Source organism: Rhodococcus sp. T9N (assembly GCF_024436645.1).
GTDB classification, from domain to species: domain Bacteria; phylum Actinomycetota; class Actinomycetes; order Mycobacteriales; family Mycobacteriaceae; genus Rhodococcus_F; species Rhodococcus_F qingshengii.
Window position 1 is genome coordinate 99,502 of record NZ_JAMSKS010000010.1, and the last position, 25,446, is coordinate 124,947.

The 25,446-nt window shown below is 62.9% G+C and carries 23 protein-coding genes; 20 read left to right on the plus strand and 3 right to left on the minus strand.

Annotated elements, in window-relative coordinates; translation table 11 throughout:
* Positions 1-7: 7 nt before the first annotated feature.
* The 14 genes from M1L53_RS17670 (at position 8) to secA (ending at position 16,104) form a co-directional block, all read left to right on the plus strand.
* Complete coding sequence (locus M1L53_RS17670; protein WP_042450115.1) at positions 8-967, plus strand: cation diffusion facilitator family transporter; 960 nt, start codon at positions 8-10, stop codon at positions 965-967.
* A gap of 86 nt (positions 968-1,053) precedes the next feature.
* Entirely contained in the window at positions 1,054-2,550 is a 1,497-nt protein-coding gene (locus M1L53_RS17675; protein ID WP_030535015.1) for an amino acid permease, read from the plus strand.
* Between the two features lie 111 nt (positions 2,551-2,661).
* Positions 2,662-3,888: an alkane 1-monooxygenase gene (locus M1L53_RS17680; protein ID WP_030535014.1), complete on the plus strand. Its 1,227-nt coding sequence runs from the start codon at positions 2,662-2,664 to the stop codon at positions 3,886-3,888.
* On the plus strand, positions 3,888-4,073 hold the full coding sequence (locus M1L53_RS17685; RefSeq protein ID WP_003940827.1) for a rubredoxin: 186 nt from the start codon (positions 3,888-3,890) through the stop codon (positions 4,071-4,073). The genes M1L53_RS17680 and M1L53_RS17685 overlap by 1 nt, the downstream gene beginning before the upstream one ends.
* A complete protein-coding gene (locus M1L53_RS17690) occupies positions 4,070-4,252 on the plus strand; it encodes a rubredoxin (protein WP_003940894.1) in 183 nt (60 codons plus the stop codon). The genes M1L53_RS17685 and M1L53_RS17690 overlap by 4 nt, the downstream gene beginning before the upstream one ends.
* A gap of 48 nt (positions 4,253-4,300) precedes the next feature.
* The gene (locus M1L53_RS17695) at positions 4,301-4,942 is read left to right on the plus strand and encodes a TetR family transcriptional regulator (RefSeq protein ID WP_003941024.1); all 642 of its coding nucleotides are present in this window, start codon (positions 4,301-4,303) and stop codon (positions 4,940-4,942) included.
* 60 nt (positions 4,943-5,002) lie between these two features.
* On the plus strand, positions 5,003-6,481 hold the full coding sequence (gene ahcY, locus M1L53_RS17700) for an adenosylhomocysteinase (protein ID WP_003940766.1): 1,479 nt from the start codon (positions 5,003-5,005) through the stop codon (positions 6,479-6,481).
* Between the two features lie 80 nt (positions 6,482-6,561).
* Positions 6,562-7,203, plus strand: coding sequence for a dTMP kinase (locus tag M1L53_RS17705; RefSeq protein WP_007731190.1), 642 nt, complete (start codon positions 6,562-6,564; stop codon positions 7,201-7,203).
* Positions 7,204-7,319: 116 nt separating this feature from the next.
* Positions 7,320-7,997: an MtrAB system response regulator MtrA gene (mtrA, locus tag M1L53_RS17710; protein ID WP_003941013.1), complete on the plus strand. Its 678-nt coding sequence runs from the start codon at positions 7,320-7,322 to the stop codon at positions 7,995-7,997.
* Positions 7,994-9,733: an MtrAB system histidine kinase MtrB gene (gene mtrB / locus M1L53_RS17715; protein WP_019747781.1), complete on the plus strand. Its 1,740-nt coding sequence runs from the start codon at positions 7,994-7,996 to the stop codon at positions 9,731-9,733. Before mtrA ends, mtrB begins: the two co-directional genes overlap by 4 nt.
* A complete protein-coding gene (lpqB, locus tag M1L53_RS17720) occupies positions 9,730-11,508 on the plus strand; it encodes an MtrAB system accessory lipoprotein LpqB (protein ID WP_003940768.1) in 1,779 nt (592 codons plus the stop codon). The genes mtrB and lpqB overlap by 4 nt, the downstream gene beginning before the upstream one ends.
* A 33-nt stretch (positions 11,509-11,541) precedes the next feature.
* Positions 11,542-12,273, plus strand: coding sequence for a ComF family protein (locus M1L53_RS17725; protein ID WP_003940811.1), 732 nt, complete (start codon positions 11,542-11,544; stop codon positions 12,271-12,273).
* 175 nt (positions 12,274-12,448) lie between these two features.
* Positions 12,449-13,129 (plus strand): ribosome hibernation-promoting factor, HPF/YfiA family, encoded by a 681-nt coding sequence (gene hpf / locus M1L53_RS17730; protein WP_003940893.1) that lies wholly within the window; start codon positions 12,449-12,451, stop codon positions 13,127-13,129.
* Between the two features lie 131 nt (positions 13,130-13,260).
* Positions 13,261-16,104, plus strand: coding sequence for a preprotein translocase subunit SecA (secA, locus tag M1L53_RS17735; RefSeq protein WP_007731191.1), 2,844 nt, complete (start codon positions 13,261-13,263; stop codon positions 16,102-16,104).
* 36 nt (positions 16,105-16,140) lie between these two features.
* Here the strand turns inward: secA and M1L53_RS17740 are convergent, their stop codons facing one another.
* The gene (locus tag M1L53_RS17740) at positions 16,141-16,659 is read right to left on the minus strand and encodes an Rv3235 family protein (RefSeq protein WP_232319032.1); all 519 of its coding nucleotides are present in this window, start codon (positions 16,657-16,659) and stop codon (positions 16,141-16,143) included.
* A gap of 130 nt (positions 16,660-16,789) precedes the next feature.
* Between M1L53_RS17740 and M1L53_RS17745 the strand changes: the two genes are divergently transcribed.
* The 6 genes from M1L53_RS17745 to M1L53_RS17770 all read left to right on the plus strand — a co-directional run bounded on the left by M1L53_RS17745 (position 16,790) and on the right by M1L53_RS17770 (position 23,020).
* The gene (locus tag M1L53_RS17745) at positions 16,790-17,215 is read left to right on the plus strand and encodes an HAD-IA family hydrolase (RefSeq protein ID WP_003940859.1); all 426 of its coding nucleotides are present in this window, start codon (positions 16,790-16,792) and stop codon (positions 17,213-17,215) included.
* On the plus strand, positions 17,209-18,618 hold the full coding sequence (locus M1L53_RS17750; protein ID WP_007731194.1) for a wax ester/triacylglycerol synthase family O-acyltransferase: 1,410 nt from the start codon (positions 17,209-17,211) through the stop codon (positions 18,616-18,618). The genes M1L53_RS17745 and M1L53_RS17750 overlap by 7 nt, the downstream gene beginning before the upstream one ends.
* 23 nt (positions 18,619-18,641) lie before the next feature.
* On the plus strand, positions 18,642-19,142 hold the full coding sequence (locus tag M1L53_RS17755) for a DUF6912 family protein (RefSeq protein WP_030535010.1): 501 nt from the start codon (positions 18,642-18,644) through the stop codon (positions 19,140-19,142).
* A gap of 92 nt (positions 19,143-19,234) precedes the next feature.
* Positions 19,235-20,353, plus strand: coding sequence for a ferredoxin reductase (locus M1L53_RS17760; RefSeq protein WP_003940928.1), 1,119 nt, complete (start codon positions 19,235-19,237; stop codon positions 20,351-20,353).
* Positions 20,354-20,377: 24 nt separating this feature from the next.
* Positions 20,378-21,640: an acyl-CoA desaturase gene (locus M1L53_RS17765; RefSeq protein ID WP_003940901.1), complete on the plus strand. Its 1,263-nt coding sequence runs from the start codon at positions 20,378-20,380 to the stop codon at positions 21,638-21,640.
* 138 nt (positions 21,641-21,778) lie between these two features.
* Positions 21,779-23,020: a fatty acid desaturase gene (locus M1L53_RS17770; protein ID WP_003940700.1), complete on the plus strand. Its 1,242-nt coding sequence runs from the start codon at positions 21,779-21,781 to the stop codon at positions 23,018-23,020.
* A 98-nt stretch (positions 23,021-23,118) separates the two neighbouring features.
* On the opposite strand, the gene rsgA is transcribed toward M1L53_RS17770, so the two are convergent.
* The gene (rsgA, locus tag M1L53_RS17775; RefSeq protein ID WP_083471184.1) at positions 23,119-24,156 is read right to left on the minus strand and encodes a ribosome small subunit-dependent GTPase A; all 1,038 of its coding nucleotides are present in this window, start codon (positions 24,154-24,156) and stop codon (positions 23,119-23,121) included.
* Positions 24,105-25,418, minus strand: coding sequence for a 3-phosphoshikimate 1-carboxyvinyltransferase (gene aroA, locus M1L53_RS17780; protein WP_042922161.1), 1,314 nt, complete (start codon positions 25,416-25,418; stop codon positions 24,105-24,107). The genes rsgA and aroA overlap by 52 nt, the downstream gene beginning before the upstream one ends.
* Between the last annotated feature and the right edge of the window lie 28 nt (positions 25,419-25,446).

Consider the following 25,446-nt stretch of genomic DNA (forward strand, 5'->3'; position numbering starts at 1 on the left):
AGACATTGTGTCGGCTCATGGTGGCAAGAAGGCAATTCTGGCGGCCCTCGGAGCCAATGCCGGAATTGCCGTAGCCAAGTTCGCCGGATTCTTGATCACCGGATCGTCGTCGATGCTCGCCGAATCGGTGCACTCGGTGGCCGACACGTCCAATCAGGGTTTGCTGCTCCTGGGGCAGAAGAAGGCAGAACGTGACGCGGATCAACTGCACCCGTTCGGCTACGGGCGCAACCGATACTTCTATTCGTTCGTCGTTGCACTGGTGCTCTTCACCCTCGGTTCGCTGTTCGCGATTTACGAGGGTATTCACAAGATTCAACATCCGGAAGAACTCAATTCGGCTTTCGTGGCAATCGCGATTCTTGTCATAGCGATTTGTCTGGAGGGCTACAGCTTCCGGACCGCAGCGAAGGAATCACGACCGCTCAAGGGAAATGCGTCGTGGTGGAACTTCATCCGAACCTCTCGTAGCCCGGAACTCCCGGTTGTGCTGCTCGAGGACACCGGCGCATTGATCGGTCTCGTCCTTGCACTCGGCGGCGTCGGCCTCACGATGGTGACCGGAAATCCGGTCTTCGACGGCATCGGAACTCTGTGCATCGGTGTCCTGCTCGGCATCATCGCGATCATTCTGATCATCGAAATGCAGTCGCTGCTGATCGGTGAGGGCGCAACGGCGGTGGAGACCGAACTGATCCTCAACGCCCTGGTCGACGGAACTCGTATCGAACGCGTCATTCATTGCAAGACGCAGTACCTCGGTCCCGAGGAGATCCTTGTTGCTGCCAAGGTTGCGGTGCCGATCGGATCGACGATCTCGGACGTGGCGACGGCGATCGACGAGGCCGAGTCTCGCGTGCGCGCTGCAGTGCCTGCGGCGCGGGTGATCTACCTCGAGCCGGACCTGGATCGTCTCAGCGCAGGAGATCGCCCTGAAACAGATCTACAGGCTCCCGACAAACCCTGAACAAAGCTGCGCCTGCGGGCTTAGGCTGATGCCATCTCTCTACTTGCCCATGGTGGGACCTGCTGGTCCCCAGCAAGGAGGCGGCAATGGCTGTCAAGGACGAGCAGGCCGGATCTGGACGGTCGAAGCTGTTTCGAACCAAATCGATCGAGCAGTCCATCAAGGACACCGACGAGCCGGAAACCAAACTCCGGAAAGAACTGAACTCGTGGGATCTCACGGTGTTCGGTGTCGCAGTCGTCATCGGTGCGGGCATCTTCACACTCACGGCTCGGACGGCGGGAAATGTCGCCGGGCCGTCGGTCTCGCTCGCGTTCGTCATTGCCGCCATCGCCTGCGGACTGGCAGCGCTGTGTTACGCCGAATTCGCGTCGACGGTCCCGGTTGCCGGTAGCGCGTACACGTTCTCGTACGCGACGTTCGGCGAATTCGTCGCCTGGATCATCGGCTGGGATCTCATCCTCGAATTCGCCTTGGCGTCTTCGGTGGTCGCCAAAGGCTGGTCGCTGTACCTCGGCGAAGTGATGGGCTCACGCAGCCCGATCGTCGAGTTGGGGCCGATATCCTTCGACTGGGGTGCGGTGCTGGTGATCGCTGTCATCACGATCCTGCTCGCGACCGGCACAAAACTCTCGTCGAGGGTGTCACTGGTGATCACGGCGATCAAGGTCGCGGTGGTGTTGCTGGTGATCATCGTCGGTCTGTTCTACATCGACACCGACAACTACTCGCCGTACATTCCGCCGTCGGAGCCGGGCTCGACGGGAGAGGGCATCCACCAGTCGTTGTTCTCGTACGTGACCGGGGCCGGTGGCAGCACGTTCGGGTGGTACGGATTGCTCGCGGCAGCCAGTCTGGTGTTCTTCGCGTTCATCGGCTTCGACGTCGTCGCCACGACGGCGGAGGAGGCGAAGGAGCCGCAGAAGGCGCTGCCACGCGGCATCCTGGGTTCTCTCCTGATCGTCACGGTTCTGTACGTGGCGGTGACACTGGTGCTGACGGGGATGGTGAAATACACCGAGCTCGAGGGCGATACCTCCAACCTGGCAACGGCATTCGCTTTCCACGACATCACGTGGGCGAAAAACGTCATCTCGTTCGGCGCTTTGGCCGGTCTCACGACAGTGGTGATGGTGCTGATGCTCGGGCAGACCAGGGTGCTCTTCGCGATGGCACGCGACGGTCTGATGCCACGACGCCTGGCACCGACCGGCAAGCACGGAACCCCTGTGCGGATCACGATCTTGGTCGGCGTCGTGGTCGCGGTGCTCGCCGGCGTTTTTCCGATCGGCACCCTCGAGGAAATGGTCAACATCGGCACACTGTTCGCTTTTGTTCTCGTCTCGATCGGGGTTCTCGTGCTCCGTCGGACGCGTCCCGACCTACCTCGCGGATTCAGGGTGCCGCTGGTCCCGCTGGTCCCGATTCTGGCCGTCCTCGCGTGTCTGTGGCTGATGTTCAACCTGTCGGTGGAGACCTGGATGAGGTTCGTGGTCTGGATGGCCCTCGGCGTTGTCATCTATTTTGCCTACAGCAGGCAGCATTCGATGATCGGGAAGCGTGAACGCGGCGAAATCGAGTAGATGTACAAAGTTTATGATTTGTCTATCACTTGTACAAAATCAGTAGTACTGTCTACCTCATAGTGAACTGACTCACAGTTTTCGGGTCGGTCCGAATCGAGGAGGTAGACCGTGTCGACGCACGTGGACTCGCAATCCGGCCAGACGCTCCCGCCCGAGCAGTGGCGTGACAAGAAGAGATACCTCTGGCTGCTCGGCCTCGTGCCGCCGACGGCGGTCTTCATCGCCGTCGGATTGGTCGCGTTGTTCAACAGTCTCGGATGGAATGCGGTCTCGCCGGTGTGGTGGTGGATCGGGCCGCTTCTCGTCTACATCCTGCTCCCGATCCTCGACATCTTCTTCGGCCCGGACGGCGAGAATCCGCCGGACGAAGTGATGGAGCGCCTCGAGAACGACAAGTACTACCGGTATTGCACCTACATCTACATACCGTTCCAGTTGGTCAGCCTGGTCCTGGCCTGCTACCTCTGGTCGGCGACCGATCTGTCCTGGCTCGGAATCGACGGGGGACTTGGGCTGATCTCCAAGATCGGTCTGGCGATCAGTATCGGTTGTGTCGCAGGAATCGGGATCAACACCGCACACGAGCTCGGTCACAAGAAGGACGATCTCGAACGCTGGTTGTCGAAGATCACTCTGGCGCAGTCGTTTTACGGCCACTTCTACATCGAGCACAATCGTGGACACCACGTGCGCGTCGCCACGCCCGAGGATCCGGCGTCGTCTCGCTTCGGTGAGAGCTTCTGGACCTTCCTGCCGCGCAGTGTGTGGGGATCTCTGCGCTCGTCGTGGTCCTTGGAAAAGGCCAGACTCGATCGACTGGGTAAGAAGCCGTGGACAATTCGCAACGACGTCCTGCATTCGTGGTTGATGTCCGTCGTACTGTTCGGTGTCCTCGTCGCCGTCTTCGGCCTCTCGGTACTGCCGTTCCTGGTGCTGCAGGCCGTGTTCGGATTCTGTCTGCTCGAAACCGTCAACTACCTCGAACATTACGGACTGAAGCGTCGTCGTCTGGACAGCGGGCGGTACGAGCGTGCAGCACCGGAGCACAGTTGGAACAGTGATCACATCTGCACCAACATCTTCCTGTATCACCTCCAGCGTCACAGCGATCATCACGCGAACCCGACGCGTCGTTATCAGACGCTTCGAAGCATGGACGGTGCGCCCAACCTGCCCAGTGGGTACGCGAGCATGATCATCCTCGCCTACGTTCCACCGCTGTGGCGAAAAGTGATGGATCCCAAAGTCCTTGCGCACTACGGCGGCGACATCACCCGCGTCAACGTTCAGCCGTCCAAGCGTGATCGCATCCTTGCTCGGTACGGAGCAGCGTGATGAGCAGCTATCGATGCCCGGTGTGTGAATACGTCTACGACGAATCGAAGGGTGCACCACGAGAAGGGTTTCCGGCGGGCACGCCATGGGATGCCGTGCCGGACGACTGGTGCTGTCCGGACTGCGGCGTGAGGGAAAAGCTGGACTTCGAGCCGATGCCGGCAACGGCGGGGAGTGAATCATGAACGACTACAAGCTGTATCAGTGCGCGCAATGCGGCTTCGAGTACGACGAGGCAGTCGGCTGGCCGGAGGACGGTATCGAACCGGGCACTCGCTGGGATGACATTCCCGAAGACTGGAGTTGCCCGGACTGCGGGGCGGCGAAGAGCGACTTCTTCATGGTTGAGGTCGAACGACGGTGAGATGCGTCGGCGACGAACGGACCTAGGTGCGGCGGTAGTGTCGTCACCATGACTTCGACGCCCACTCGTCTGCCGCAGAAAGAAGCGTCGCGCCTGCTGCTGCGTACGTCGGTGCTCGATTCGATGCGTGAGTTGTTGACCGAGCGCGACTGGTCCGAGGTGACGCTGACGGTTCTGGCCAAGCATGCCGGTGTGAGTCGTCAGACGCTCTACAACGAGTTCGGCTCGAGGCAAGGGCTTGCCGAGGCGTACGCGCTTCGCCTTGCTGACGGCTTCGTCGACGCGGTGGACGAGGCCATGGTGGCGAACGACGGACGTGCAGTCGAGGCATTGACGGCGGGTTTCGGATCGTTTTTCGCCTCCAGTGCAACCGACCCGTTGGTGATCTCTCTGCTCACCGGTGAGGCCAAGCCGGACCTGCTTCGCCTGATCACCACCGACAGTGCGGTCATCATCGAGCGCGCGTCGTCGCGGCTTGCGGAGAGTTTCCAGCGAGGGTGGATTCAGGCGTCACCCGCCGACGCCGGAATTCTGGCCAGGGCGATTGCGCGTCTCGGGCTGAGCTACATTTCGATGCCGCCGGAGTCCGAGGCTTCGGTGGCGGAGGATCTGGGCATACTGCTCGGGCCGTTCATCGACGTGGCGCGCGAGGGCCGCGCAGTAGAGGGGCGGGCGGGAGAGGGCGTCTAACCGATAGCCTGGTACACCGATAGGCTTGTGCAGAGTATGCACGTCAACCAGGAGAGGCAGATGACGACCTCAGTTTCAACAACGCCCGTGGCCGAGAGCCGTAACGGCATCGACTTCAAAGTTGCAGATCTTTCGCTCGCGGAGTTCGGTCGCAAGGAAATCCGTCTGGCAGAGCACGAGATGCCCGGCCTCATGGCGCTTCGTCGCGAATACGCAGAGGTGTTGCCGCTCAAGGGCGCTCGCGTTTCCGGCTCGCTGCACATGACCATTCAGACCGCGGTGCTGATCGAGACGCTGACCGCGCTCGGCGCCGAGGTCCGCTGGGCTTCATGCAACATCTTCTCCACGCAGGATCACGCTGCCGCCGCCATCGTCGTCGGTCCGCACGGCACCCCGGAAGAGCCCAAGGGCGTTCCGGTTTTCGCCTGGAAGGGTGAAACCCTCGAAGAGTACTGGTGGGCAGCCGAGCAGATGCTGACCTGGCCGGGTGAGCCTGCCAACATGATTCTCGACGATGGCGGCGACGCCACCATGCTGGTGCTCAAGGGCGCACAGTTCGAGAAGGCCGGCGTCGTCCCGCCGACGGACGACGACCAGGATTCCGACGAGTACAAGGTCTTCCTTGCACTTCTGCGTCAGTCCCTCGAGTCCGACAAGGGCAAGTGGACGGCAATCGCCGAGTCCGTCCAGGGCGTCACCGAGGAGACCACCACGGGCGTTCTGCGCCTGTACCAGGTTGCCGCTGCCGGTGAACTCACGTTCCCCGCTATCAACGTCAACGACTCGGTCACCAAGAGCAAGTTCGACAACAAGTACGGCACGCGCCACTCGCTGCTCGACGGCATCAACCGCGGCACCGACGTTCTGATCGGCGGCAAGGCTGCGCTGGTCTGCGGTTACGGAGACGTCGGCAAGGGTTGTGCCGAGGCACTTCGCGGCCAGGGCGCTCGCGTCGCGGTCACCGAGGTCGACCCCATCAACGCCCTGCAGGCGCTCATGGACGGCTTCGAGGTCAAGACAGTCGAGCAGGCCATCGGCTGGGCCGACATCGTGATCACGTCCACCGGTAACAAGGACATCATCACGTTCGAGCACATGAAGGCCATGAAGCATCAGGCCATCCTGGGCAACATCGGTCACTTCGACAACGAGATCGACATGGCCGGCCTCGAGAAGTCCGGCGACGTCACGCGGATCAACATCAAGCCGCAGGTCGACGAGTTCACGTTCGCCGACGGCCACTCGATCATCGTGCTGTCCGAAGGCCGCCTGCTCAACCTCGGCAACGCGACGGGCCACCCGTCGTTCGTGATGAGCAACAGCTTCTCCAACCAGGTCATCGCGCAGATCGAACTGTGGACGAAGCCGGACGAGTACGACAACGAGGTCTACCGCCTCCCGAAGCACCTCGACGAGAAGGTCGCCAAGATCCACGTCGAGGCACTCGGTGGCACGCTGACCAAGCTCACGAAGGATCAGGCAGAGTACATCGGCGTCGACGTCGAAGGCCCGTACAAGCCCGAGCACTACCGCTACTGACCCGGTGATTCGTCGCTGAGGATGTAGCGTCCGCCGTCCCCCGGTCTGCGCAAGCAGGCCGGGGGATAGGCTTGTCCGCCGTGGGAACACTGGTGGCATTGGAAGGCCTCGACGGCGCTGGAAAGCGAACGTTGATCGGCAAAGTGGAGAGCGAACTCCGCCGCGGCGGCACGTCGATCGCGACTCTGGATTTTCCGCGGTACGGGAAGTCGATCCACGCAGATCTTGCTGCCGAGGCACTCAAAGGATCGCACGGAGACCTGGCTGAATCCGTGAACGCGATGGCAGTCCTGTTCGCCCTGGACCGCGCGGGTGCGGCGGATCGGATCTCGGACCTGTTGTCCGCCAACGACATTGTTCTCCTCGACCGCTACGTGGCGTCCAACGCCGCCTACAACGCGGCGCGCGCGCATCAGGGCGTGGACGGCGAGATGGTCGCCTGGGTCCGTGAATTGGAGTTGGGTCGACTCGCTCTTCCCGCTCCCGATCTGCAGTTGTACCTCGACGTGCCGGTAGCTCTGGCCGAGCAGCGTGCCCGCTCGCGTGAGGCCGAGGACGCGTCGCGTCAGCTCGACGCCTACGAGCGCGACGGCGGCCTGCAGGCCAGAACCGGTGAGCTCTACAAGCAGTTGGCAGCGACGGACTGGGTCTCGCCCTGGTGGATCGTGGGGCCGGAGACGGACCCGGGCGAACTGGCGCGCAGGCTCGCGGATTTCGCGTGATCGGTCACCCTTGCGGCCGGGATTCGAACTTTCCGGCACAGTAGAGGGAAAGACGCGGCACGCCGCACGGCCTCGTAACGGTCTGATTCATCGCTCCGAGATGCAACGATAGGGATATGAAACCAAGGATTCTGGTTGTCGACGACGACACGGCACTCGCCGAGATGCTCACGATCGTGCTGCGTGGTGAGGGTTTCGATCCCTACGTGGTAGGCGACGGAACCCTGGCGCTCGCGGCAGTGCGTGAGACCCGGCCCGACCTCGTCCTGCTCGATCTCATGCTTCCCGGAATGAACGGGATCGACGTATGCCGGGTTCTGCGTGCGGATTCCGGCGTGCCCATCGTGATGTTGACGGCCAAGACCGACACCGTCGACGTCGTGCTCGGCCTCGAATCCGGTGCGGACGACTACATCATGAAGCCGTTCAAGCCGAAGGAGCTGGTGGCGCGGGTGCGTGCTCGCCTGCGCCGTACGGAAGAGGAGCCGGCCGAGCTGCTGAGCATCGCCGACATCGTGATCGACGTTCCGGCACACAAGGTCAGCCGCGGCAGCGAGCAGATCTCGCTCACACCACTCGAATTCGACCTGCTGGTCGCATTGGCGCGCAAGCCGCGCCAGGTGTTCACCCGTGAAGTCCTCCTCGAGCAGGTGTGGGGATACCGCCACGCCGCCGACACCCGCCTGGTGAACGTGCACGTTCAGCGTTTGCGCGCCAAGGTAGAAACTGATCCCGAGAATCCCGAAGTGGTTCTGACGGTCAGGGGGGTCGGCTACAAGGCCGGACCGCCGTGAGCGGAGTTTCCAGGTGGCGTCGTCGTCTCAACCGACGGCTGACGCCATTTCTGCGGTGGTGTCACTCGATGAGCAACACCCTCGCGCACACGTGGCGACGCTCGCTCCAATTGCGAGTGGTCGTCTCGACTTTGACGTTGTCCTTGATCGTCATCGTCATTCTCGGTGTCGTGCTGACCAGCCAGATCACCGATCGGCTGTTGGAAACGAAGATCACCGCGGCGACCGAGGAAATGGACCGAGCCCGCGGCATCGTCGAAGACCAACTCGCGGGCGTCGACGATTCGACGGCGCTCAACGTTCAATTGGAAAGCGCTGCATCCGGACTGACGAGCCGTCGAAACCAGACCTCGGGCCAGGCCTCCGGGTCAGCCGGCACCTTCGACCCGGTGCTCATCGTGCCGGGGGACGGGCCGCGCCAGCCGACGAGTTCGGGACCGGTCGATCAGATCCCCGACAACCTTCGCGAGTTCGTCAAACGCGGCCAGATCAGTTACCAATTCGCGACGGTGTCCAACCCGAACGGTTACTCCGGACCCGCGCTGATCATCGGTAGCCCCACCGCGTCGTCGATATCGGGACTCGAGCTGTATCTGATCTTCCCGCTCGCCAGCGAAGACCGAAGTCTGTCTCTTGTTCGAAGCACCCTGCTGATCGGTGGAGCCGTGTTGCTGGTGCTCTTGGCGGCGATTTCGCTGTTGGTTGCCAGACAGGTCGTGCTTCCCATCCGATCGGCCTCGCGAATCGCAGTGCGTTTCGCAGACGGCCGACTCAAGGAACGAATGCCGGTCCGCGGCGAGGACGACATGGCGCGCCTGGCCATGTCCTTCAACGAGATGGCCGAGAGTCTGTCCAAGCAGATCACCCAGTTGGAGGAGTTCGGCAGCCTCCAGAAACGCTTCACCTCCGATGTCAGCCATGAACTGCGCACACCACTGACCACGGTCCGGATGGCCGCCGACCTGATCTACGACGGCAGCGAGAACCTCGACCCCATGCTGCGTCGGTCGTCGGAACTGCTTGTCGCCGAACTGGACAGGTTCGAAGGGCTTCTGGCGGACCTCCTCGAGATCTCCCGCCACGACGCCGGTGTCGCGGAACTTGCGTCCGAACAACTCGACGTCCGTATGTGTGCGCGAGCGGCCGTTTCCACGGTTCGCCATCTCGCCCGCGAATCCGGCACCGAACTGATCGTGGACATGCCCGACGAGCCGGTCATGGCAGATGTCGATCCGCGCCGCGTCGAACGCATCCTGCGAAATCTCCTGGCCAACGCCATCGACCACGGTGAGGGGAAGCCGATTCTGCTTCGCCTTCGCGCCGACGACAATGCCCTCGCCTTCATCGTCCGCGACAGTGGCGTCGGGTTGCGTCCGGGCGAGGAGAAGTTGGTCTTCAACCGGTTCTGGCGATCGGACCCGTCCCGCGTGCGCCGCAGTGGCGGCACCGGACTCGGCCTCGCGATCAGCGTCGAAGACGCGAATCTGCACGACGGCAAGCTCGAGGCCTGGGGCGAACCGGGAGTCGGCGCCTGCTTCCGGCTGACGCTCTCGCGCACCCGTGGCAAGAAAGTCGTGTCGAGCCCACTGCCTCTCAAGCCGACGACCACAAAGTTCGTCCGCACGCCGAGCGAAGCCGACATCGTCGCCGATACCGTCGGCGAGGTCACGTCGTCCCTGCCGACTCCGCGCGAATCGGACTCGCGGAACGAGTCCAACGGTGGGGATCGATCATGATCGGAACCCGCCGCCGTCTGGCACTTCTCGCAACAACGCTCAGCGTGCTGTTGCTGACCGGCGCGTGCGCGAGTTTGCCGGAATCCTCCTCGCCGCAGGCAATCGGAACTCTGGCAACCGCTGTGCCCGGAACCTCCGTCGAATCACCGGCCTCGGGGCGAGAGCCGGACCTGCTGGTACGTGACTTCGTCAAGGCGAGTACCGATCCGTCCAACCGGCACGCCGCAGCCCGTCAGTACCTGACCAAGGACGCTTCGGCGCGTTGGGACGACGCGGCAAGTGCTGTCATCGTCGACAAGGTCGATGTGCTCTCGGTTTCTCGAACCAGCACCGAAGCCGTCTACACGATTCGTGTGAACAAGGTCGGTCGCCTCGACCCGGGAGGACTGTACGTTCCCGAAGAGGGCAGCTTCGAAGCGAGGATGACCCTGGCGTTGACCGACGGCGAATGGCGGATCAGTGATCTGCCTCCCGGCGTGATCATGGAGCGTCCGCAGTTCCTCGGCGCTTACCAGCGGAAGTCGTTGTTCTTCCTCGACCCCACCAGCCAGACGGTCGTCCCCGATCTTCGCTGGATCTCCGGCGGGCAGGACCAGGTGGCGGCTCAGCTGATCGGTCTGATGATCGACGGACCGAAGGCAGCGCTGGCGCCGGCTGTGCGAAACGAACTGGGCAATGGCGTGTCGGTGATCGGTCCGATCACCAAGGCCGACGGTAAGCCGGGACAGGTCGGAGTCGGTCTCGGTGGTGTGCGCATCAACTTCCGCCTTGACAACCCGATGGATGCTGCTACTCGCGGTTTGTTTGCAGCACAGGTCATTTGGACGCTCGCCAACGCCGATGTGGCAGGGCCTTACGTTCTGGAGATCGACGGCGAACCGCTGGACGCGGCTCATGCCGACGGCTGGACCACCGCCGACGTCGCATCCACCAACCCACTGGCCACCACGAGTGCAACCGTCGGACTGCACGCACTGCGCAACGGTTCACTGGTGAGTGTCACCGAGCAAGAGGCGACTCCGGTGCCCGGTTTCGCGGGCAATGCGGGCAACCTCACGGCGGCTGCTCTCTCACGGGACGGCAAGTTGGTGGCAGCCGTCGCGGACACCGCTCGGCCGGATCCCGGCACAAGATTCGACTTGTCGCTCGGGACATACGGCGAAGGGTCCGTTCCGGTACTCGAAGGCAGCGCCATCACCAGGCCTTCGTGGGAGCTGGACAACAACGCGGTCTGGACGGCTGTGAACGGCAATACCGTCGTTCGGGTCGTCCGTGAACCAGGCACCGGCCGGGTGTCGGTCACCAACGTCGACGTCGGGGCCCTGACGTCGGTCGGTTCGACGATCTCGGAACTGCGTCTGTCGCGGGACGGCGTGCGAGCGGCGATGATCATCGACGGCAAGGTCTACCTGGCTGTGGTCGTGCGCACCGCCAGCGGGGTCTACGCCCTGACGAGTCCACGCGCAGTGGCGTCCGGCTTGGGCAGTACCGCGCTCTCACTCGACTGGAGCAACAGCGACACCATCGTAATCGCGCGCAGTGGAGCCGACATACCGGTCGTCCAGGTCGCGATCGACGGCTCACGAATGGACGCGCTGCCGAGTGGAAACCTGACCGCTCCCGTCACCTCCGTGGATGCATCGCCGACCACCGAGTACGTCGCCGACGCGCGTGCGGTGTTCCAACTGAACAACAACGACCCCGCCGGGGATCGCCGCTGGCGTGAGGTGACCGTGCTGACCGGACAGAAGGCGATTCCGGTTCTGCCTGGCTGACGTCTCTGCGCTCTGGTGAATGTCTGCGCTCTGATGCATGTCGGTGCTCAGGTTCATGATTCGGCCATGGGGGACAAGAAATTCGGTGCCGGTCTGCTCGACCTGCTGTTGCCACGCGAGTGTGGTGGGTGTGGCCGCTCGGGGACTCTGTGGTGCGGTGAGTGCGCGGAACTGCTGCGCGATCATCCGCTTCAACTGAGTCCGCGCGTGGATCCGGGCGTGCCCGTCTGGGCACTCGGCCGCTACGACGGCCCCAGGCGACGCAGTGTGATCGAGATGAAGGAACGGGGTCGTCGGGACCTCGCGATGCCTCTGGGGATCGCTGTGGCCGACGCGTTGGCCACTCTGGAACGGTGGGGCGAGCTCGGCAGCGGGGGTCGTCCGCCGATCGTGCTGGTGCCGGCTCCCACGCGCGCCCGAGCGGCGCGATCTCGCGGGGGTGATCCGGTTCGCCGGATAGCCGAAAGTATGCGCGGAAAGCGGGAAATTGGTTCTGTCGCGGGTCGTCCGGTACGTGTCTGTCCGATTCTCCGGATGACGCGAGGTGTACGTGACTCGGTGGGACTGTCCGCGGCCGACCGGGTGACCAACGTGAACGGTCATGTGTCTCTCGACACCACTGCGATCTCTTCGATTGCCGGGGACAGTGACATCGTCCTGCTCGACGACGTCCTCACCACGGGAGCGACTGCGGCAGAGTCGGTTCGGGCCCTCTCGCTCAGTGGGATTCGGACAACTCTCGTGCTTGTCCTTGCAGGGGCTTAGATGAATTTCGTTGGAACAGTGGCACTCGCGCGCGTTACGTACTAGCGTCGGCGGCACACCCGAAAATACTGGTAGGAGGTGGTACTTCGATACTGGTGCCGGGCGGATCCCCTCTCGGTACTTGCAGAATTTGCCGCCGCCCACCGTGGGGCGGGGCCGTAATTGGGAGGTACGAGTGACGACCCCTTCGCAAGCCTCGTTTTTCATCGAGGACGCCACCATCGAGCGTTCCGAGAATGCCGCAGCTCCGAGATCCGACGTCGTAGTCAAGGGACGAAATGTCGAGATCCCCGATCACTTCCGAATCTACGTTTCGGAAAAGCTGGCGCGACTCGAACACTTCGACCCCTCCATATTCCACTTCGACGTGGAACTCCAACATGAACGCAACCGACGACAGGCCAAGAGTTGCCAGCGCGTCGAGATCACCGCTCGAGGTAAAGGCCCGGTGGCCCGAGCCGAAGCGTCCGCAGACAGCTTCTACGCCGCCTTCGAATCGGTGATCGACAAGCTCGAGAGTCGCCTCCGTCGAACCAAGGACCGCAAGAAGGTCCATTACGGCGACAAGCGACCGGTGTCCGTCGCGGAGGCAACCGCCTCCCTCGTCGACGCAGACTCACTCGGAGTCACACCGGACATTTCGCTGAACGGTCAAGAGCCGGACGAGTACGACGGCCCGGGACGCGTGGTCCGCACGAAGGATCACCCGGCCGAGCCGATGACCATCGACGACGCTCTCTACGAGATGGAACTGGTCGGACACGACTTCTTTCTCTTCCATGACAAGGAGTCGGACAAGCCGTCCGTCGTCTACCGTCGTCACGCTTTCGACTACGGATTGATCCGCCTGACATGACCCAATCGGTGGTGGGTTTGCTCGCTCGCCGCCGGTAGCGCCTACCATGGAATCCGGCCGGAGTTTTCGGACCCCGGCCGGATTTTCAGTGTGTGACCCCCTGTCGCCGAAGATTGAGGACGAAGAAGACTGTGCCGTCGCTGTCGCTATCGAAGCTGCTCCGTGTTGGTGAAGGTCGCATGGTCAAGCGGCTCAAGCACATCGCCGAGCATGTGGAATCTCTGTCGCCCGATGTCGAAGGCCTGACAGACGAGCAACTCAAAGCCAAGACCACCGAGTTCCGTGAGCGCTATGCCGCCGGGGAAACTCTCGACGAGTTGCTGCCCGAGGCATTCTCGGTTGCCCGCGAGGCGTCGTGGCGCGTGATCGACCAGAAGCACTTCCACGTGCAGATCATGGGCGGCGCGGCCCTGCACTTCGGCAACGTCGCCGAGATGAAGACCGGTGAGGGCAAGACCCTGACCTGTGTTCTTCCGGCATACCTGAACGCGATCGCGGGTGACGGCGTCCACGTGGTGACGGTCAACGACTACCTCGCCAAGCGTGACTCCGAGTGGATGGGCCGCGTTCACCGCGCCCTCGGCCTCGAGACCAGTGTGATTCTCTCGGGCATGACGCCGGCCGAGCGCCGCGTCGCCTACGCAGCCGACATCACGTACGGCACCAACAACGAGTTCGGCTTCGACTACCTGCGCGACAACATGACGCATTCGTTGGACGACCTGGTCCAGCGTGGCCATGCGTTTGCCATCGTGGACGAGGTCGACTCGATCCTCATCGACGAAGCCCGAACCCCCCTCATCATCTCGGGCCCGGCCGACGGCTCCAGCAAGTGGTACAGCGAGTTCGCGCGCATCGCGCCGCTGCTGAAGAAGGACGTTCACTACGAGGTCGACATCCGCAAGCGCACCATCGGTGTGCACGAGGCGGGCGTCGAACTGGTCGAGGACCAGCTCGGTATCGACAACCTGTACGAAGCCGCGAATTCGCCGCTGGTGAGCTACTTGAACAACGCGATCAAGGCCAAGGAGCTCTACACCAAGGACAAGGACTACATCGTCCGCGACGGTGAGGTCATCATCGTCGACGAGTTCACCGGCCGCGTGCTGGTCGGCCGCCGCTACAACGAGGGCATGCACCAGGCGATCGAGGCCAAGGAGAAGGTGGAGATCAAGGCGGAGAACCAGACCCTTGCCACCATCACCCTGCAGAACTACTTCCGTCTGTACGACAAGTTGTCGGGCATGACGGGTACCGCCGAGACGGAAGCTGCCGAGCTTCACCAGACATACACGCTCGGTGTGATCCCGATCCCGACCAACCGTCCGATGGTCCGAGTCGACAACGGTGACCTCATCTACAAGACCGAGGAAGCCAAGTTCGACGCGGTGGTCGACGACGTCGTCGAGCGCCACGAGAACGGCCAGCCCGTCCTGATCGGTACCACCAGCGTCGAGCGCTCGGAGTACCTGTCCAAGCAGTTCACCAAGCGCGGCGTTGCCCACAACGTCCTCAACGCCAAGTTCCACGAGAAGGAAGCGACCATCATCGCCGAGGCCGGTCGCTCCGGCGCGGTCACCGTCGCGACCAACATGGCCGGCCGCGGTACCGACGTCGTGCTCGGTGGTAACCCGGACATCATCGCGGACATCGCGCTGCGCAAGAAGGGCCTCGACCCGGTCACGACGCCGGACGAGTACGAGGCAGCCTGGGACGCAGTCCTGGACGAGGTCAAGGCTGAGGTCAAGGCAGACGCCGAAAAGGTCCGCGATGCCGGCGGCCTGTACGTCCTGGGCACCGAGCGTCACGAATCGCGCCGAATCGACAATCAGTTGCGTGGTCGTTCCGGACGTCAGGGTGATCCCGGCGAATCGCGGTTCTACCTTTCGCTCGGTGACGAGCTCATGCGCCGCTTCAACGGTTCGGCACTCGAGTCGATCATGACGCGCCTGAACCTGCCCGACGACGTCCCGATCGAAGCCAAAATGGTCTCGAAGGCCATCAAGAGCGCTCAGACCCAGGTGGAGCAGCAGAACTTCGAAATTCGCAAGAATGTCCTCAAGTACGACGAGGTCATGAACCAGCAGCGAACGGTCATCTACAAGGAGCGCCGCCAGATCCTCGAGGGTGAGGACATGGAAGGCCAGGTCGAGCAGATGATCACTGACGTGGTCACCGCCTACGTCGACGGTGCCACCGCTGAGGGATACGTCGAGGACTGGGATCTCGAGCAGCTGTGGACGGCGCTGAAGACGCTGTACCCGGTCGGCATCGATCACAAGACGTTGGCAGGGGAGGACGGCGCAGGCATCAACAGTGACCTGAGCCGTGACGACCTGCGAACCGCTTTGCTCGAAGACGCCCACGCGGCGTACAAGAAGCGCGAAGCCGAGATCGATGCGATCGCCGGCGAAAACGGTATGCGTGAACTCGAGCGTCGTGTCTTCCTCTCGGTCCTGGACCGTAAGTGGCGTGAGCATCTCTACGAGATGGATTACCTCAAGGAGGGAATCGGTCTGCGCGCGATGGCCCAGCGCGATCCGCTGGTCGAGTACCAGCGCGAGGGTTACGACATGTTCATCGGCATGCTCGACGGATTGAAGGAAGAGTCCGTCGGATTCCTCTTCAACCTGCAGGTCGAGGCAGCTCCGGCGCAGCCCGCAAGTGGAATTTCCGTCACCGCGGGCTCTGCCGCCGCGGCGTCCGCCACGGCGCCCAAGCCGCTCCCCACGCAGGAGGCTGCGGCCAGGACAGCCGGAACTGCTGCCCCGACGGCTTTGCGCGCCAAGGGACTTGACGACGAAGGTCCGTCGCGTCTGACGTACACCGGCCCGGACGAGGACGGCAAGGCAAAGGCAACACGTGACTCGGCTGCCGACACCGGCGACGGTGCCGCCTCTCGTCGCGAACGTCGTGAAGCCGCACGGACGCAGTCGAAGAGCAATCGAGCTCCGAAGTCCAAGCGCAAGCGCTGAGGTATTAGCGCAGTCAGTACTCGGCAGGCTGGACGGTCACACCACGTGTAGTGCGGTGACCGTCCAGCCTGTTTCGTCTGTGTGGTCGATCCGGCCTGCGACGGCAAAAGTCTGCGTGCCTCGTGTGTACGTCGCACAGACTTCGGCGGTACTCTCCGACACTGCTTGAACGTGGGTGCGGTGAACCGCCGCGCCGCCCAGCTTCCGGGCCGAGGAATCCGAAGTGTAAAGTTGCGCAACAACTTCCAGGACGGACGGCGTCAACACGCCCTTGAGTTGCAGTGGATTTCGTCGTCGGTCGACGGTTTCGAGAACCAGACGTAGTGATCGGTTCCAGAAGATGTCGGCACCTACCAGCCGCGGTTCCGGAGCGTGAGTGAACCCGGTACTGGGCGACGTTCCGTTGTGTGGCGTCTTTCGCGGGCGACGCAGCATCCGGTCTGTTCGGCACTGCGTTCGGTCTGGCCGGCACTGTGGCCGCGACAGCACGACGGTATGCGGGTGAGGCTCGAATTGCGGCGCCGGCTCGAGAACGATCTTGCAGTCCTGCTCCATGACATCCCCCCGGATGATCCTGCGTCCGAGACAGCTGTCTCGGACTTCGCTCCCCCGAGCGATGGTGAGAAGCATGACACGAATCGCTCGAGATGTCGCCGTGATCACCATCGCGACTTAGGGTGATGGCGTGCGGGGACTTCTGTTGGATGTCGGTGGCGTGCTGTTCGGTCCGGGATCGGATCTCGACGGCTTGAGCGCGGTCGTGCGCGCGGTGAAGGCCCGCGGAATCGTGACGGGAATCGTCAGCAACGATCCCGGCGGCGCCAGTGCTCAGTGGTTGCGGGATCTCGGCGACGGGGTCTTGGTCGACGACGTGATCTTGTCCGGTGATGTCGAGATGGCAAAGCCCGACGCCGAGATCTATCTGTTGGCAGCGAGTCGTTTGGGCGTCGAGCCGGAGGATTTCGTTTTCGTGGATGATCTCGAAATCAACGTCCGGGCGGCTGTGGCCGTCGGGATGGTCGGGGTCCATCACGTCGGCTCGGAATCGACCATCGAGGAGTTGTCGATTCTGTTCGATCTCGGCGAAGGAGGGGACACGAAGCCATGGTGAACAGACTGACGACTCAGGATGCCGCTTTCTACTTCCTCGAAGCCGGGACGACGCCGATGCATGTCGGCTCGTTGGGGATCTTCAGGCAACTGCGAAACGGGATCGATCACGAGGAGTTGCTTCGACTTGTCGAAGAGCGGCTCGGATCGGTTCCGCGGTACCGACAGAGAGTTCGCGAGGTGGCGTTCGGTCTGGCCCGCCCCGTCTGGGTGGACGACTCGGATTTCGACATCACCTATCACGTACGCCGATCGGCTCTGCCCAAACCAGGTTCCGACGAACAGCTGATGGATCTGATCGCGCGGCTGACGTCGAGACCACTCGACAGCACGAGGCCGTTGTGGGAGATGTACCTGGTCGAGGGGCTGACCAGAAACAGATTTGCCATCTTCACGAAGTCTCATTCGTCGTTGGTGGACGGCGAGGCGGCTCCAGAGATCAGTCAGGTGATCTTCGATCCGGAGAAGAATCGAGCGCCAGGCCCCGAAGAATTGTGGATGCCCGCCAGGCCGCCGAGCGACACCAGCTTGTTGGTCAGTGCACTGGCAGATCTCGTGACGAGCCCGGGGGAGGGGATCGCGCGGGCGCGTGCAGCGTTCAACGACGTGACCACGTCCGTCACCGAGGCAGTGAGTGCACTCGGGAAGCTTGCAGAAGTGGTTCGAACGGCGACCCAGGTGGCCCCGTCGAGCCCGCTCAATGCCACCATCTCGCGCAATCGGCGCCTTGCGGTGGCCAAGACGTCTCTGGAGGACTATCGACGCATTCGTGCGCGGTACGGGTGCGAGATCAACGACGTGATCCTGACCGTCATCGCGGGTGCGATGCGGAACTGGTTGCTCTCGCGCGGTGAACCGGTGACCGAGGCGACCATCGTGCGAGCGATGGTGCCCATGTCGGTCTACACCGACGGCCCGGAGAGTCCTGACGTCGACGATCCGCAAGCGCCCGGACATGTTTCCTCGTTCCTCATCGACCTGCCTGTCGGTGAACCCAACGCGGTGGTTCGGCTCTCGCACGTGGCCCATGCGACGGAGGCATTCGCGCGTCAGGGTCGGCGGGTCACCGCGCAGACGATGGTGCGAATGTCCGGGTTTGCGCCGGCGACGCTGCATGCGATGAGCTCGCGTGCGGCCAGCAGTCTGTCGCAGCGAATGTTCAACTTGATGATCACCAATGCGCCAGGGCCGCAATTTCCGCTCTACCTCGGTGGGGCTCGGATGCTCGAGATGTATCCCGTGTCGCCACTACTCAAGAATCAGACACTCAGCATCGCCCTGACGTCGTACGACGGGAATGTCTACTACGGTTTGAATGCCGACCGTGACGCGATGTCGGACGTCGACGTCGTTCGTTCGCTGATCTTCGAGTCACTCGAGGAATTGACGGATGCGAGTCGGTGACGAACGAGCATGAAGGTGGTCTCATGAGGGTGTACGTACCGGCGACGGTCGAGATTTTGCAGCAGTTGGTCGCAGATCAGGAGTTCGACCCTATGAGCCGGACGGCTTTTGCGGTCACCCCGACTCTGCGTGAGTCGTACGCGGCGGGGGACGACGACGAGTTGGCCGAGGTCGCCATGGGTGAGGCTGCGCGTGCGTCGCTGCGGCTGATCGCCGGAACCGAGGGTGACGTCACCTTCCGGCGTGCTGTCGTTGCCGCCGACGTCGACGATGCCGATGTGAAGTTACGGCCCGATCTCGACGATTCGGTAGTCCGATTGGCGGGTCCTGTCACGATGGCTCAGGTTGCATCTGTGCATGTCGACCTCGAACAGGCAGAATCGGACATCGAGCGCGCTGCTGGCATAGTCGACGCGGCGGATCTCGGTGACGCCGATGCCGAGTTCACGCTCGGTGACGCGGAGGACCACGAGTTGGCGTGGTACGCCGCGCAGGAGTTGCCGTTCTTGCTCGACCTGCTGTGAATGTGCTTACCGTGAAGTAACCTACGGTACCGTAACCTGATAACCTACGGTACCGTAGGCAGTGGGTTCGGAAGGTGAGAGGTGGAGGTCTGATGGGTCTGAAGGACTGGATCGAGGCACCGGCAGCGTCGGTAGTTCCGGCAGCGCGGTCGAAGCTCAATCTGCTTCGCGGTGCGGCGGCTCGGCTGACCACACCATTGCTTCCCGACGACTATCTGCACCTCGCGAATCCGTTGTGGTCCGCGCGCGAGCTGCGCGGCCAGATCGTCGAAGTCCGGCCCGAGACCACGGACTCGGCGACCATCGTCATCAAGCCGGGTTGGGGATTCGACTTCAACTACCAGCCGGGGCAGTACATCGGCATCGGTCTGCATATCGACGGCCGTTGGCATTGGCGGTCGTACTCACTTACCTCGCCTCCCAACTGGGAGAACAAGCGCATTTCCATCGCGGTCAAGGCCATGCCCGAGGGCTTTCTCTCGAGCCACCTCGTCAGCGGGGCCGTGCCGTCGGGAACCATCGTTCGACTGGCCACGCCTTCGGGCAACTTCGCGTTGCCGGATCCGCCACCGGAGAAGATCCTGTTCATCACCGCCGGCAGTGGCATCACTCCGGTCATGGGCATGTTGCGGACGATGAACCGGCGCGGTCAATTGCCCGACGTCATGCACATCCACTCGGCTCCGACGGAATCCGACGTGATGTTCGCCGACGAACTCACAGCACTGCACGCCGAGCACGAGGACTTCGTGAGCCACGTTCAACTCACGCGACGTGACGGAAAGTTCAAACTCAGTTCTCTCGACACGGTCTGCCCCGACTGGCGCGAGCGCCACACCTGGGCGTGCGGACCCCTCCCGTTGCTCGACGAGCTCGAAGACGTCTGGAAGGCGGAAGGCATCGAGGATCGACTCCACATGGAGCGGTTCGCCGTATCGCGCATCGATGCTTCGGCCGACGGTGGCACGGTCACGTTCGAGAAGTCGGGTAAGACGATCACCGTCGACGGTGCGACGACGCTTCTGGAGGCAGGCGAGCAGTCCGGTGCCTTGATGCCGTTCGGTTGCCGCATGGGCATCTGCCAGACGTGTGTCGTACCTCTCGTTGCCGGCCACGCGATCGACCTACGCTCGGGAAAACAGCACGCGGAGGGCGAGCGCATCCAGACGTGCATCTCCGCCGCCGCCGGCGACTGTACGCTGGACGCATAGCTTCTAGGCACACGGAGGACCACGGTGGCCATCACCGATATCAAAGAGTTTTCGCACCTCACCGAGGCCGATGTCGAAGCTCTCGGACGTGAACTCGATCAGATTCGACTCGACATCGAAGACTCTCGTGGGATCCGGGACGCCCGCTACATTCGTCGCGTCATTCGCGTCCAGCGGGCGTTGGAGCTCGGCGGGCGTATCGCGTTGTTCGGCAGTCGGTACCGACCGGCATGGTTGGTCGGCACGACCCTGCTGAGCCTGTCGAAGATCATCGAGAACATGGAGCTCGGGCATAACGTCATGCACGGGCAATGGGACTGGATGAACGATCCCGAGATTCACTCCGTCTCGTGGGAGTGGGATCAGACCGGTCCTTCCGAGCATTGGAAGCGCGCCCACAACTACCAGCACCACACGTACACCAACGTCGTCGGTATGGATGAGGATCTCGGTTTCGGGATTCTGCGTATGACTCGTGACGAGCCGTGGAAGCCGATCAACCTCTTCCAACCGATCGCCAACGTGATCTTGGCGGCCACGTTCGAGTGGGGCATCGCGCTGCACGACCTCACGGCGGCAGCCGAGTTGGAGGGCGCGGAAAAGGGGCAGCTGAACTCGCAGGCGAACAAAGACTTCGCGCGCAAGATCTTTCGTCAGGTGGGTAAGGACTTCATCTTGTTCCCGGCGCTGACGGGGCCGGCGTGGAAGTCGACCATGTCGGCCAATGCGACCGCGAACCTCGTGCGCAACCTTTGGGCGTACGTCGTCATCTTCTGTGGCCACTTCCCGGACGGTGCCGAGAAGTTCACGGTTGCCGAATTCGAGCAGGAGACTCGTCACGAGTGGTACCTGCGCCAGATGCTCGGTAGTGCGAACTTCAATTCCGGCAAGCTCATGGGACTCATGAGCGGCAATCTGAGCTACCAGATCGAGCACCACGTGTTTCCTGATCTGCCGAGCAACCGCTATCCCGAAATCGCTGTGAAGATGCGTGCGTTGTGCGAGAAGTTCGATCTCCCGTACACCACCGGTTCGCTCTTCAAGCAGTATCTTCTGGCTCTGCGTACCATCCACAAGTTGGCTTTGCCGGACAAGTGGCTGACCGCAACCTCGGACAATGCTCCGGAAACGTCTTCGGAACTGCGGTTCCGCGACTCGGGATTCCGGGACGCAGCCATGGCGATGGTCGAGGACCTTCGTACCGATCCGATCACCGGTAAGCGTCTCGGTTTGTTGACCGCACTCAAGTCACAGGCCCGTTCCCGCATGCCGAAGCGTCGGAAGTGATATAGGTTACATCGGGAAAAACCTAACCTACGGTGCCGTAAGTTACGCTACAGTAGGTGCAGTTGATCTGAACGATTCGAATCGATGATCGTTCTGCACTTACTACTTTGCGCCTAACTCACTGCTAGGAGGCTTTCCATGGCGATTGCAGATGTCAAGGAATACGCACATCTCACGGACGCCGACATCGAAGCGCTCGGCCGCGAACTCGACGCGATTCGTCGCGACATCGAGGAGTCGCGCGGCGAGAAGGATGCGCGATACGTGCGCAACGTCATTCGTCTGCAGCGTTCGCTCGAAATCGGCGGCCGCGCAGTGCTTTTCGCCAGCCGTCGTCGTCCGGCGTGGCTCGCCGGAGTTGGCCTGCTGACGCTCTCGAAGATCATCGAGAACATGGAACTCGGGCACAACGTGATGCACGGGCAGTGGGACTGGATGAACGACCCGGAGATTCACTCCACCTCGTGGGAGTGGGACGTCACCGGCCCGTCTGCGCATTGGAAGCAGACCCACAACTACCTGCATCACAAGTACACCAACGTCCTCGGAATGGACGACGACGTCGGATACGGACTCCTCCGCGTCACCCGCGATCAGCGCTGGAAGCCCTTCAACGCCGGCAACCTGGTGTACAACACGCTGCTCGCGCTGTTCTTCGAGTACGGCATCGCCGCTCAGCACCTCGAGCTCGGCAAGGTGGCCAAGGGCCGCGCCGACAAGGAAGAGACGCAGCGCAAGCTCCGTGAGGTCGGCGAGAAGATCGGCAAGCAGGTCCTGCGCGACTACGTCATCTACCCGGCCATCACCGGCCCGGCGTGGAAGAGCACGTTGTCGGCCAACTTCACCGCCAACACTTTGCGGAACGTGTGGACCAACGCGGTCATCTTCTGCGGCCACTTCCCGGACGGTGCCGAGAAGTTCACCAAGGAAGACATCGACAAGGAAACGCAGGCTCAGTGGTACCTGCGTCAGATGCTCGGCAGCGCCAACATCGAGGGCAGCGCGCTCATGGACTTCATGACGGGCAACCTGAGCTACCAGATCGAGCACCACCTGTTCCCCGATCTGCCCAGCAACCGCTACAAGGACATCGCGGTCACGGTGCGTCAGCTCGCGGACAAGTACGACTTGCCGTACACGACGGGCCCGCTTGCCGTGCAGTACGCCAAGTCCTGGCGAACCATCGCCAAGCTGTCGCTGCCCAACAAGTACCTCAAGGACACCGTCGACAATGCGCCCGAGACGGCGTCGGAGCGGATGTTCGACGGCGAACTGACCTCGACTGTCGATCCCGTGACCGGGCGTCGCAGTGGCCTCAAGAGCGCCATCGCACGTAAGCGCAAGAGCGGAAAGCTGCGCAGCCTCCTCGGCCTGCGCTGATCGTCGACTGCGCTGACCGTAGACAGCAAGCGGCCCGACACCATTCGATGGTGTCGGGCCGCTTTGCTGTTCTCGCCCGGAACGTCGCTCGGGGGCGCTCAGTACTGATCGTTGGACTTGATCGCTTCCAGCAGTTGTCGCACAGCGACGACGCGTCGAGCTGATTTGCCCTCCAGCAGGTCGAGCTTGCATTCGGGATCTGCCGGCGGTCCGAGGTGCGTGCATCCGCGCGGGCAATCCTCGATCGCCGCAGCGAGATCCGAGAACGCCGCCACCACGTTCTCGGGCGAGATGTGCGCCAGACCGAACGAACGGATGCCCGGGGTGTCGATCACCCAGCCGCCACCGGCGAGAGGGAGTGCCACCGATTGCGTCGACGTGTGCCGGCCCTTGCCGACGCCGGATACGATGCCGACCGCTCGATTGGCATCGGGGACAAGGCGATTGACCAGTGTCGACTTTCCGACGCCGGAATGTCCGATCAGGGCGGTCAACTTGTGCTCGAGGATCTGCCTCAGTTCGTCCAGGGGATCGTCGCGACCGGCGACGACCACTTGGATGTCGAGGTCGGCGAACGTGCTCGCGAATTCCTCCGGCGGTTCGAGGTCGCTCTTGGTCAGGCAGACGATCGGCGTCAGGCCACCCACGTAGGCGGCGACCAGTGCGCGCTCGACGAAGCCGGTGCGCGGTGGGGGATCGGCGAGTGCCACGACGATGAGTAACTGCTCCGCGTTCGCGACGACGATACGTTCGAAGGGATCGGTGTCGTCGGCGGTCCGTCGTAGAACCGTCGAACGCTCGGAGACCCGGACAATGCGCGCCAGGGTGTCGGTTTTGCCCGACAGATCGCCGACTATGTCCACCTGATCGCCGACGACGATGGGGGTTCGGCCAAGTTCGCGGGCGCGCATCGTGACGATCAGCCGGTCGGGATCGCCGCCGAGGACGCAACCCCAACGGCCACGATCCTTCGACACCACCATCCCCGATTCGGCCGAGAGATGTTCGGGCCGAGTCTTCGTACGGGGGCGGGATCCGCGCCCGGGGCGTACCCGGACGTCGGACTCGTCGTACTGCCGCGGACTCAGAAGCTTGCCTTCGGTGTCGCCGGCGAACTCTCGAGCATGTCGATCCACATGTTCTCGAAGCCCGGCAGTGTCTTGGCCGTGGTTCCGACATCGTCGACCTCGACACCGTCGACGACCAGGCCGATGATGGCGCCGGCTGTTGCCATGCGGTGGTCGGCATACGAGAGCCATTGTCCACCATGGAGTTCCGCGGGAACGATCGTCAGGCCGTCATCGGTTTCGGTGACGGAGCCGCCGAGTTTGTTGATCTCGTCGGCGAGGGCGGCGAGACGGTCTGTCTCGTGCCCGCGCAGGTGCGCGATTCCTCGTAGATGCGAGGTGCCCTCGGCGAGAGCGGCCAGGGCCGCCACGGTGGGGGTCAGCTCTCCCACGTCGTGGAGGTCGATGTCGATGCCGCGCAGTTTCTCCGGGCCGCGGACGGTCAGGACACCATCGGCGAGAGTGACGTCGGCCCCCATCGAGGCGAGGATCCCGCGGATCGCGTCGCCGGGTTGCGTCGTCGACGACGGCCACATCGGGACGCTGACGGTTCCGCCGGTCACTGCGGCAGCGGCCAGGAACGGTGTGGCGTTGGAGAGATCGGGTTCGATCGCCCAGTCCACGGCGCGCACCGGCCCCGGTGCCACACGCCAGGTGTCCGCGTCACCGCCCGTGGCTGGCGTCGTCACGGAAACTCCGGCCTCGCGGAGCATCTCGACGGTCATGTCGATGTGTGGCATGGACGGGACGGGCTTGCCGTCGTGGTGAACGGTGACACCCTCTTCGAACGCAGCAGCCGAGAGCAGGAGACCGGAGACGAACTGCGACGAACCGGATGCATCGATGGTGACCGTCCCGCCGCGTAGGGATCCGGTTCCGGTGACGGTGAACGGGAGTGCGTCACCCTCGATCCGAGCGCCGAGACCGCGCAGTGCTTCCAAGATGGTGCCGAGCGGTCGTGTGCGTGCTTGCTCGTCGCCGTCGAAGTGGACGATGCCGTCGGCCATCGCGGCGAGTGGCGGCAGGAAGCGCATCACGGTGCCGGCCAGGCCGCAGTCGACCTCGCCGCCGCGCAGGGGTCCAGGGGTGATGCGAAGCGTGGTCGCATCACCGGCTTCCTCGACGCCGATGCCGAGGTCACGCAGAGCTGCGATCATCAGGTCGGCGTCACGGCTGCGGAGTGCACCGGTGATCGTGGACGGGCCATCCGCAAGTGCGGCCAGAATCAGAGCTCGATTGGTGATGGACTTGGATCCGGGCAGCGTCACCACTGCATCGACGGGTGCTTGGGCCCTCGGGGCGCTCCACAGACTCAGACTCACATGGTCCATCTTCTCTCATCGGTGGGGGAATGGTCGA